Here is a 9338-nt window from a genome sequence, read left to right as displayed (position 1 = left end):
GGTTTGAGCCGAGCGCAGCGAGACCACGTTGCTTTAGCAACGGCCCGCAGGGCAAGCATCAAAGATGCGCGTAATCCTCTCTCGCCGACCACATTCGAAAAGCCTGCTTTATAAGCAGGTTTTTTTTCGCCTGTTATTTGCCCTTCAGGCTGCTTTTCCGACCACGAAGTCAAAATGGATTTCGTCATAGGGAAAAATAATCCCCTGTTCGCTTTTATCAACAATGCCGCACCTCAGCAGTGCCTGAAGATCGGTATGCACCGCTTTCACATCCCTTTTGACGCGGCGTGCCACTTCCCGGATAGAAAGTTCACCACCGCCGGTCATGGTGTGCAGGATTTGCATTTTCTTGGGCGACAGGGTTTTCCACAGGCTCTCCCAATCTAAAAAAGTGATATAGCTTCCCTGTTGCTGTTTATTGCCCTGTAGGGCTTCTTCCATGTTGCATTGAAGCTCATCAAGAGAAGCAACACGGATGGTGACTCTGTTCATTCTCTTTCTCCTCTTAGTTGAGCAACTTCACTGAAGAAACTGCGTTTCAGCTCGATGAGATGGGTAAAAACAATAGGCTGCTCAGTGTTGCCCACATGTTTGTGATCGCCTTTACCTGCCTCGTTGTCATAACGCAAACGGCAAATACCCTCTTTCACATAGGCAAACCGGTACTTATAGTGATGAGTGCTGCCGTGAACAGGTGGCTCGACATGCCAAATAACCAATTGTATAAATTCGGTGTTTGTCAGTGGGATCCTGTCCTGATAGATCAGTTGAGAAGGCACTTCCATCTCCTTCATATTGTTTAAAATAACAGCATGTTTTAAGTGTTGTCAATGATGACAACACTGTGTGACATGACAAATATTGATCCTTGCCCAGAAATTAATTCACACTCCTTATTCCTATTGGCAGCAGTGATTCATTATTAAATAAATTCATCGCTGCTCAATAAAACCCGCTTGATAGCCATCTTGTTTTAATGATTATTTTATCTATAGTCTGAATACACGAAATGGGAATGATAGATTTCCGTTGCGTGGAAAGATGAATGCTTATTTATTGACTTTAATCGGCCAGGATTATTGCGGGATTATTTTGTTCCGACAATGGGTGGCCATGATTAATTATTTTATGTTTATCCTCTCGGAATAAAGGAATCAGTTATGCGCAAATTTAATAAACCGCTGTTGGCGTTGCTGATCGGCAGCACGCTGTGCTCTGCGGCGCAGGCCGCTGCACCGGGCAAACCTACGTTGGCCTGGGGCAATACCAAATTCGCCATTGTCGAAGTTGATCAAGCGGCGACGGCTTATAATAATCTGGTGAAAGTAAAAAATGCCGCCGACGTTTCTGTTTCATGGAATTTATGGAATGGCGATACCGGTACCACGGCAAAAGTATTATTAAATGGCAAAGAAGTTTGGAGTGGTGCCTCAACCGGTGGTTCGGGAACCGCAAACTTTAAGGTGAATAAAGGCGGCCGTTATCAAATGCAGGTGGCGTTATGCAACGCCGACGGTTGTACCGCCAGCGATGCAACCGAAATTGTGGTGGCAGATACCGACGGTAGCCATTTGGCACCTTTAAAAGAACCTTTGTTGGAAAAGAATAAGCCTTATAAACAAGACTCCGGCAAAGTGGTCGGCTCTTATTTCGTTGAATGGGGCGTTTACGGCCGTAAATTCACCGTCGATAAACTTCCGGCTCAGAACCTGACGCACCTGCTGTACGGCTTTATTCCTATCTGTGGCGGTGACGGCATCAACGACAGCCTGAAAGAGATCGAAGGCAGCTTCCAGGCGTTACAGCGTTCCTGTCAGGGGCGTGAAGACTTTAAGGTATCGATCCACGATCCGTTCGCTGCGCTGCAGAAAGGTCAGAAGGGCGTGACCGCCTGGGACGACCCCTACAAAGGCAACTTCGGTCAGCTGATGGCGTTGAAACAGGCGCGCCCGGACCTGAAAATCCTGCCGTCGATCGGTGGCTGGACGTTGTCCGATCCGTTCTTCTTTATGGGCGATAAGGTGAAGCGCGATCGCTTCGTCGGCTCGGTGAAGGAGTTCCTGCAAACCTGGAAGTTCTTTGATGGCGTAGATATCGACTGGGAATTCCCGGGCGGGCAGGGTGCTAACCCGAAACTGGGCAGTACGCAGGATGGGGCAACCTATGTGCAACTGATGAAAGAGCTGCGCGCCATGCTGGATCAGCTTTCGGCGGAAACGGGCCGTAAGTATGAACTGACCTCTGCGATCAGCGCCGGCAAGGATAAAATCGATAAGGTGGATTACAACACCGCACAAAACTCGATGGATCACATTTTCCTGATGAGTTACGACTTCTATGGGGCATTCGATCTGAAAAATCTGGGCCACCAGACTGCGCTGAAAGCGCCGGCCTGGAAACCGGATACGGCGTATACCACGGTGAATGGCGTTAATGCACTGCTGACGCAGGGCGTGAAGCCGGGCAAAATCGTGGTGGGCACCGCCATGTACGGTCGCGGTTGGACCGGGGTGAACGGTTACCAGAACAACATTCCGTTTACCGGCACCGCCACTGGCCCGGTGAAAGGTACCTGGGAAAATGGCATCGTGGATTACCGCCAGATCGCCAATGAGTTTATGAGCGGCGAATGGCAGTACAGCTACGATGCTACCGCTGAAGCACCCTATGTCTTCAAACCTTCCACTGGCGATCTGATCACCTTCGACGATGCGCGCTCGGTGCAGGCGAAGGGCAAATATGTGCTGGATAAGCAGCTGGGCGGGTTGTTCTCATGGGAAATTGACGCCGATAACGGCGAAATTCTGAATAACATGAACAGCAGCCTGGGCAACAGCGTCGGTACGCCTTAAATCGGTTGTAGTACGTTGCCGGGGGATATCTTTTCGCCCCCGGCTTTTTACAGACGAAAGTTTTTTAACGGCGCATAGATTGTGGTGTCGTCTCGATCAAAAAGGGCTTCAGTGCCTCACTCTTTCGGGTAGGGGATCAGCATTTCATCCTGTATTTAACGCAGATCACAAAAATAACCGTTCAGATATTCATCATTCAGCAACAAACTTTTTTAGTTTTTTATCGGAGTTAAACACCAGTAACTTTCTTCAGTGCAGGCTATCGAACTAAAAATGACCGTGTAGCATAATTTTTAATGCTGCAACTGTTAAAAAAAGGTTTTTTTTATGTTTGTTTGCTGTTTCTCACAGTCTGTGTAAATCCCTACTGGTTATATTGACGACACCCCAAACAGTTGGCAATTTGGTAGCCTCAGGGGTAAGAGCGAGAGTTGTTTGAGTGAATTCCACGCGCTCAGACGCCCCCACCGGGACGCGTTCCACCCGGCTCTCTCGCGCAATTATCCCTCCCAGCCTTCGGGCACACTGCACAGGCCGCGCAATAAAAAATACAGGCTCTGGCGGTAAAACACACATCACATCACATAATGGAGCACTAGCGATGACAAGTTCCTTGGGAAAAACAGGGATTCTGAAATTCGGTATTGGGCTGATTGCGTTGACCGTTGCGGCCAGCGTGCAAGCCAAGACTCTGGTTTACTGTTCTGAAGGTTCCCCGGAAGGGTTCAACCCGCAGTTGTTTACCTCGGGTACCACTTATGACGCCAGCTCGGTGCCGATTTACAACCGTCTGGTCGAATTCAAAATCGGCACCACCGAACTGCAGCCGGGCCTGGCTGAAAAATGGGACGTTAGCGAAGACGGCAAAGTCTACACCTTCCACCTGCGTAAAGGCGTGAAGTGGCAGAGCAGCAAAGATTTCAAACCGACCCGTGACTTCAACGCCGACGACGTGGTGTTCTCCTTCGAACGCCAGTTGGACGCGAATAATGCCTATCACAAAGTCTCCGGCGGCAGCTATGAGTACTTTGAAGGCATGGACATGCCGAAACTGATCGCCAAAATCGAGAAGGTGGACGATTCCACCGTACGTTTCGTGCTGAACCGTCCGGAAGCCCCGTTTGTGGCTGACCTGGGTATGGACTTCGCATCCATTCTGTCTGCCGAATACGCCGACGCGATGATGAAAGCCGGTACTCCGGAAAAAGTTGACCTGAACCCCATCGGTACCGGTCCGTTCCAACTGCTGCAATACCAGAAAGACTCCAAAATCCTTTATAAGGCATTCGACGGTTTCTGGGGCACCAAGCCGAAGATCGACCGTTTAGTGTTCTCTATCACGCCAGACGCTTCAGTGCGTTACGCCAAGCTGCAGAAAAACGAATGTCAGGTGATGCCGTTCCCGAACCCGGCTGACATCGCCCGCATGAAGCAGGACAAAACCATCAACCTGATGGAACAACCGGGGCTGAACGTTGGCTACCTGTCGTTCAACGTTGAGAAAAAACCGCTGGATAACCTGAAGGTGCGTCAGGCGTTGACCCTGGCGGTCAACAAGCAGGCGATCATCGACGCGGTGTACCAGGGCGCAGGCCAGGCGGCTAAAAACCTGATCCCGCCAACCATGTGGGGCTATAACGACGCGGTGAAGGATTACACCTACGATCCGGTCAAGGCCAAAGAGCTGCTGAAAGAAGCGGGCATGGCAGACGGCTTCGCCATCGATCTGTGGGCTATGCCGGTACAGCGTCCGTACAACCCGAACGCGCGCCGCATGGCGGAAATGATCCAGTCTGACTGGGCGAAAATCGGCGTGAAAGCCAAAATCGTGACCTATGAGTGGGGTGAGTACCTCAAGCGCGCCAAAGCGGGCGAGCATCAGACGGTGATGATGGGCTGGACCGGCGACAACGGGGATCCGGACAACTTCTTCGCCACGCTGTTTAGCTGTGCGGCGGCGAAAGATGGTTCCAACTACTCTCGTTGGTGCTACAAGCCGTTTGAAGATCTGATCCAACCGGCACGCGCTGAATCGAACCACGACAAACGCATCGAACTGTACAAACAGGCTCAGGTAGTGATGCACGATCAGGCTCCGGCACTGATTGTCGCCCACTCCACCGTTTACGAGCCAGTGCGTAAAGAAGTGAAGGGCTATGTTGTGGATCCGCTTGGTAAGCATCACTTTGAGAATGTCTCTCTAGATTAATTCTGGCCGTTAAGCCGGCGACACACGAATGGACTTGGCAGGGGCGCAACAGGTTGCGCTTCTGCTGACCAGTCTCCGGCGTATGGCATCAGGATTGTTCAAAGTGTGTGAGCTTTAATAAGCCTGGCGGACGATGAGCTGCCGGGCACTTTATACAGAGAGTTCGGGATATGTTGCAGTTCATACTCCGACGTTTGGGGTTAGTTATCCCAACGTTTATCGGCATAACTTTGCTGACTTTTGCATTCGTCCATATGATCCCCGGTGACCCGGTGACCATCATGGCCGGGGAACGCGGGATCTCCGCAGAACGCCATGCGCAGTTGATGGCGGAAATGGGGCTGGATAAACCGCTCTATCAACAATATTTCTCTTACGTATCCAACGTGTTGCAGGGTGATTTGGGTACGTCCCTCAAAAGCCGCATCTCCGTTTGGGATGAGTTTGTTCCACGCTTCAAGGCCACGCTGGAATTAGGGTTCTGCGCGATGATTTTTGCCGTGCTGGTGGGTATCCCGGTCGGGGTGCTGGCGGCAGTCAGGCGAGGCTCAATATTCGATCACACCGCGGTGGGCATCTCGCTGACCGGCTACTCGATGCCGATTTTCTGGTGGGGCATGATGCTGATCATGCTGGTCTCGGTGCAGCTAAACCTGACGCCGGTATCGGGGCGGGTCAGCGACACGGTGTTCCTCGACGATACCTTGCCGTTAACCGGCTTTATGCTGATTGATACCCTGATTTGGGGCGAACCGGGCGACTTCGCTGATGCCGTGATGCATATGATCCTGCCAGCTATCGTACTCGGCACCATTCCGCTGGCGGTGATCGTGCGTATGACGCGCTCCTCAATGCTGGAAGTGTTGGGCGAAGATTACATCCGTACCGCGCGCGCCAAAGGCGTGAGCCGCATGCGGGTGATCGTGGTGCATGCTTTGCGCAATGCCTTGCTGCCGGTGGTAACGGTGATTGGCCTGCAGGTCGGCACCATGCTGGCCGGTGCCATCCTGACCGAAACCATCTTCTCCTGGCCGGGCCTGGGGCGCTGGCTGATGGATGCGTTGCAGCGTCGCGACTATCCGGTTGTTCAGGGCGGCGTATTGCTGGTCGCCTGTATGATTATTCTGGTTAACCTGCTGGTAGACGTGCTCTACGGCGTGGTCAACCCGCGTATTCGCCACAAGAAATAAGGGGCGCTCTAATGTCTCAAGTCACTGAGTCTGTAGTTAAAGGTGCGCCGAAGCCCATGACCCCGTTTCAGGAGTTCTGGCACTATTTCAAGCGCAATAAAGGGGCCGTTGTCGGCCTGGTCTATATCATTGTGATGTTCGTTATCGCCATCGGTGCCGGGGTGCTGGCACCGCATGCGCCGGCGGATCAGTTCCGCGACGCGCTGCTCAAACCGCCGGTCTGGCAGGAAGGCGGCAGCTGGCAATATATCCTCGGTACTGACGATGTGGGCCGTGATGTACTGTCGCGCCTGATGTACGGCGCGCGGCTGTCGCTGTTGGTCGGCTGTCTGGTGGTGGTGCTTTCGCTGATCATGGGCGTGGTGCTGGGCCTGCTGGCCGGCTATTTCGGCGGCGTGGTAGATGCAATCATCATGCGTATCGTCGACATCATGTTGGCGTTGCCGAGCCTGCTGTTAGCATTGGTGCTGGTGGCTATCTTCGGCCCCTCCATCGTCAACGCTTCGCTGGCGTTAACCTTCGTCGCCTTGCCGCACTACGTGCGACTTACGCGCGCGGCGGTCTTGGTGGAAGTGAACCGCGACTACGTCACCGCTTCACGCGTGGCGGGCGCCGGTGCGCTGCGCCAAATGTTTATCAACATCTTGCCAAACTGCCTGGCGCCGCTGATCGTCCAGGCCTCTCTTGGCTTCTCGAACGCCATTCTGGATATGGCCGCTCTCGGCTTCCTGGGCATGGGTGCGCAACCGCCAACGCCGGAGTGGGGCACCATGCTCTCCGACGTACTGCAGTTCGCTCAAAGCGCCTGGTGGGTCGTGACCTTCCCCGGCGTGGCGATTCTGCTGACGGTGCTTGCATTTAACCTGATGGGGGACGGCTTGCGTGACGCTCTCGACCCCAAACTCAAGCAGTAACAGAGGACGAGAGAGATGGCGTTATTAAATGTAGACAAGCTTTCGGTGCACTTCGGTGACGAAGGCACTCCCTTCCGCGCGGTAGACCGCATCAGTTACAGCGTGGAGCAGGGCCAGGTGGTGGGCATTGTCGGCGAATCCGGCTCCGGCAAGTCCGTCAGCTCGCTGGCGATTATGGGGCTGATCGACTTCCCCGGTAAGGTGATGGCCGAAAAACTGGAGTTTAACGGCCAGGATCTGCGCAAAATTTCCGAAAAAGAGCGTCGCCAACTGGTGGGCTCGGAAGTGGCGATGATTTTCCAGGATCCGATGACCAGCCTTAACCCGTGCTACACCGTCGGCTTCCAGATCATGGAAGCGTTGAAGGTGCATCAGGGCGGCAACCGCCGCACTCGTCGGCAACGGGCTGTTGATTTGCTGACCCAGGTAGGTATCCCCGACCCGGCTTCGCGTCTCGACGTGTATCCGCACCAGCTTTCGGGTGGGATGAGCCAGCGCGTGATGATCGCCATGGCGATCGCCTGCCGACCAAAGCTGCTGATTGCCGATGAACCGACCACCGCGCTCGACGTGACCATTCAGGCGCAAATCATCGAACTGCTGCTGGAATTGCAGCAGCGTGAAAATATGGCCCTGTTGCTGATCACTCACGATCTGGCGCTGGTGTCCGAGGCGGCGCATCACATCATCGTGATGTATGCCGGGCAGGTGGTGGAGTCCGGTAAGGCATCGGAAATCTTCCGCGCACCGCGTCACCCTTATACTCAGGCGCTGCTGCGCGCGTTGCCGGAATTCGCCGCCGATAAAGCGCGCCTGGCTTCGCTGCCTGGCGTGGTACCGGGCAAATATGACCGCCCAAGCGGCTGTTTGCTCAATCCACGCTGCCCGTACGCCAATGAGCGTTGCCGTACTGAAGAGCCGGAACTGCGCAGCATTCCCGGCCGTCAGGTTAAATGTCACACACCGCTGGATGATGCGGGGAGGCCGACCGTATGAGCCAGAACCAACCCTTATTGCAGGCGATTGACCTGAAGAAACACTACCCGGTCAAGAAGGGGCTATTTGCCCCGGAGCGGCTGGTCAAAGCGCTGGATGGCGTTTCCTTTACGCTTGAGCGTGGCAAAACGCTGGCGGTGGTGGGCGAATCCGGCTGCGGTAAATCGACGCTGGGTCGCCTGCTGACGATGATTGAAGTTCCGACCGGCGGTGAGCTGTACTATCAGGGGCAGGATTTGCTGAAGCCGGATGTCACGGCCGAGAAGCTGCGACGCCAGAAGATCCAGATCGTGTTCCAGAATCCTTATGGATCGCTCAACCCACGCAAGAAGGTCGGGCAGATCCTTGAGGAGCCGTTGCAGATCAATACCGCGTTAAGCAGCGCAGAACGTCGTGAGAAAGCGCTGGAGATGATGGCCAAGGTCGGACTGAAAACCGAGCATTACGATCGTTATCCCCATATGTTCTCCGGCGGGCAGCGGCAGCGTATCGCTATTGCACGCGGGTTGATGCTTAACCCGGACGTGGTGATTGCCGATGAGCCCGTTTCCGCGCTGGACGTGTCCGTGCGGGCGCAGGTGTTGAACCTGATGATGGATTTGCAGCAGGATCTGGGGCTGTCTTACGTGTTTATCTCCCATGATTTGTCGGTGGTGGAGCACATTGCCGACGAAGTGATGGTGATGTATCTCGGCCGCTGCGTGGAGAAGGGCAGTAAAGACGCCATCTTCAACAACCCGCGTCATCCGTATACCCAGGCGTTGCTGTCCGCGACACCGCGCCTGAATCCGGATATGCGTCGCGAGCGCATCAAGCTGACCGGCGAACTGCCCAGCCCGATGAACCCGCCGCCAGGTTGTGCATTCAATGCTCGCTGCCGCCGTGCTTTCGGGCCTTGTACCCAATTGCAACCCCAGTTAAAGCAATACGGCGAGCAGATGGTGGCCTGCTTTGCGGTCGATCAGGATGAAAATTCTGCGGCATAACTTTGTTATCCATGACAATTAACTAAAAATGCCGGTTTTTACGCCGGCATTTTTTTTGCTTTTAATTATGATCGTATTAATTAGTTTATTGAGTGGATCTTTTATTTGTATTAATGGCGCTTATTTTTCTTAGCGAAATCCTGACGAAATAAGCTGAATTAGGAATCTTCGCAAACCACTGATAATTAATC

At 53.7% G+C, this 9338-nt stretch carries 8 protein-coding genes and 1 other RNA gene; 7 read left to right on the top strand and 2 right to left on the bottom strand.

Going from position 1 to position 9338, the window contains the following annotated elements:
- A non-coding RNA gene (locus M2407_RS24455) (RtT sRNA) lies at positions 1-91 on the top strand; the annotation flags it as partial.
- Between the two features lie 53 nt (positions 92-144).
- Here M2407_RS24455 and M2407_RS24450 read toward each other — a convergent pair.
- On the bottom strand, positions 145-492 hold the full coding sequence (locus tag M2407_RS24450) for a glycosyl transferase family 1 (RefSeq protein WP_046374767.1): 348 nt from the start codon (positions 490-492) through the stop codon (positions 145-147).
- Positions 489-785, bottom strand: a complete 297-nt coding sequence (locus M2407_RS24445; protein WP_232807814.1) for a DUF6516 family protein — start codon at positions 783-785, stop codon at positions 489-491. The genes M2407_RS24450 and M2407_RS24445 overlap by 4 nt, the downstream gene beginning before the upstream one ends.
- 375 nt (positions 786-1160) lie before the next feature.
- Here M2407_RS24445 and M2407_RS24440 point away from each other — a divergent pair, with 375 nt between their 5' ends.
- The 6 genes from M2407_RS24440 (at position 1161) to dppF (ending at position 9147) form a co-directional block, all read left to right on the top strand.
- On the top strand, positions 1161-2852 hold the full coding sequence (locus M2407_RS24440; RefSeq protein WP_259220090.1) for a glycosyl hydrolase family 18 protein: 1692 nt from the start codon (positions 1161-1163) through the stop codon (positions 2850-2852).
- Positions 2853-3453: 601 nt separating this feature from the next.
- Entirely contained in the window at positions 3454-5061 is a 1608-nt protein-coding gene (gene dppA / locus M2407_RS24435; RefSeq protein WP_122080540.1) for a dipeptide ABC transporter periplasmic-binding protein DppA, read from the top strand.
- A 170-nt stretch (positions 5062-5231) separates the two neighbouring features.
- Positions 5232-6251: a dipeptide ABC transporter permease DppB gene (gene dppB / locus M2407_RS24430; protein WP_020824728.1), complete on the top strand. Its 1020-nt coding sequence runs from the start codon at positions 5232-5234 to the stop codon at positions 6249-6251.
- Positions 6252-6262: 11 nt separating this feature from the next.
- A complete protein-coding gene (dppC, locus tag M2407_RS24425; RefSeq protein WP_041414095.1) occupies positions 6263-7165 on the top strand; it encodes a dipeptide ABC transporter permease DppC in 903 nt (300 codons plus the stop codon).
- Between the two features lie 15 nt (positions 7166-7180).
- The gene (gene dppD / locus M2407_RS24420; protein WP_020824730.1) at positions 7181-8161 is read left to right on the top strand and encodes a dipeptide ABC transporter ATP-binding protein; all 981 of its coding nucleotides are present in this window, start codon (positions 7181-7183) and stop codon (positions 8159-8161) included.
- The gene (gene dppF, locus M2407_RS24415) at positions 8158-9147 is read left to right on the top strand and encodes a dipeptide ABC transporter ATP-binding subunit DppF (RefSeq protein WP_020824731.1); all 990 of its coding nucleotides are present in this window, start codon (positions 8158-8160) and stop codon (positions 9145-9147) included. Before dppD ends, dppF begins: the two co-directional genes overlap by 4 nt.
- The last annotated feature ends 191 nt before the right edge of the window (positions 9148-9338 follow it).

The sequence above is a fragment of the Serratia sp. BIGb0234 genome, assembly GCF_024809915.1.
Lineage (GTDB): Bacteria > Pseudomonadota > Gammaproteobacteria > Enterobacterales > Enterobacteriaceae > Serratia > Serratia liquefaciens.
The sequence above is the reverse complement of the archived record's forward strand: the minus strand, read 5'-3'. Positions and strand labels throughout refer to the sequence as shown.

Excerpts from the sequence above, each read along its gene's own strand:
- M2407_RS24450 (WP_046374767.1), bottom strand. The coding sequence starts at position 492 with ATGAACAGAGTCACCATCCGTGTTGCTTCTCTTGATGAGCTTCAATGC.
- M2407_RS24445 (WP_232807814.1), bottom strand. The coding sequence starts at position 785 with ATGGAAGTGCCTTCTCAACTGATCTATCAGGACAGGATCCCACTGACA.
- M2407_RS24440 (WP_259220090.1), top strand. The coding sequence starts at position 1,161 with ATGCGCAAATTTAATAAACCGCTGTTGGCGTTGCTGATCGGCAGCACG.
- dppA (WP_122080540.1), top strand. The coding sequence starts at position 3,454 with ATGACAAGTTCCTTGGGAAAAACAGGGATTCTGAAATTCGGTATTGGG.
- dppB (WP_020824728.1), top strand. The coding sequence starts at position 5,232 with ATGTTGCAGTTCATACTCCGACGTTTGGGGTTAGTTATCCCAACGTTT.
- dppC (WP_041414095.1), top strand. The coding sequence starts at position 6,263 with ATGTCTCAAGTCACTGAGTCTGTAGTTAAAGGTGCGCCGAAGCCCATG.
- dppD (WP_020824730.1), top strand. The coding sequence starts at position 7,181 with ATGGCGTTATTAAATGTAGACAAGCTTTCGGTGCACTTCGGTGACGAA.
- dppF (WP_020824731.1), top strand. The coding sequence starts at position 8,158 with ATGAGCCAGAACCAACCCTTATTGCAGGCGATTGACCTGAAGAAACAC.